This is a genomic window from Vibrio bivalvicida (genome assembly GCF_001399455.2).
Lineage (GTDB): Bacteria > Pseudomonadota > Gammaproteobacteria > Enterobacterales > Vibrionaceae > Vibrio > Vibrio bivalvicida.
This window is the reverse complement of sequence record NZ_LLEI02000001.1, coordinates 1-320: the sequence shown is the minus strand read 5'-3', so window position 1 is coordinate 320 and position 320 is coordinate 1. Positions and strand designations below refer to the sequence as shown.

Here is a 320-nt window from a genome sequence, read left to right as displayed (position 1 = left end):
ATCACCTCCTTATACGATGATTACTCACGATGAGTGTCCACACAGATTGATATGTTTATACACGTTAAGAGACGATACTGGGTCTGTAGCTCAGGTGGTTAGAGCGTTCGCCTGATAAGCGAGAGGTCGGTGGTTCAAGTCCACTCAGACCCACCAATTTCCTTGTGAGGTTGGCACACAGTATCAACACCTGATGGGGCTATAGCTCAGCTGGGAGAGCGCCTGCCTTGCACGCAGGAGGTCTGCGGTTCGATCCCGCATAGCTCCACCATCTTTAAGTGTTTTCTCGACAGAGAATATTTAAAAATGGTTTTCATCAG

The 320-nt window shown here is 48.1% G+C and carries 2 tRNA genes; both read left to right on the top strand.

Annotated elements, in window-relative coordinates:
- Positions 1 to 79 precede the first annotated feature (79 nt).
- Positions 80 to 156: transfer RNA gene (locus APB76_RS00010), tRNA-Ile, on the top strand.
- A 39-nt stretch (positions 157 to 195) separates the two neighbouring features.
- Positions 196 to 271: transfer RNA gene (locus APB76_RS00005), tRNA-Ala, on the top strand.
- The last annotated feature ends 49 nt before the right edge of the window (positions 272 to 320 follow it).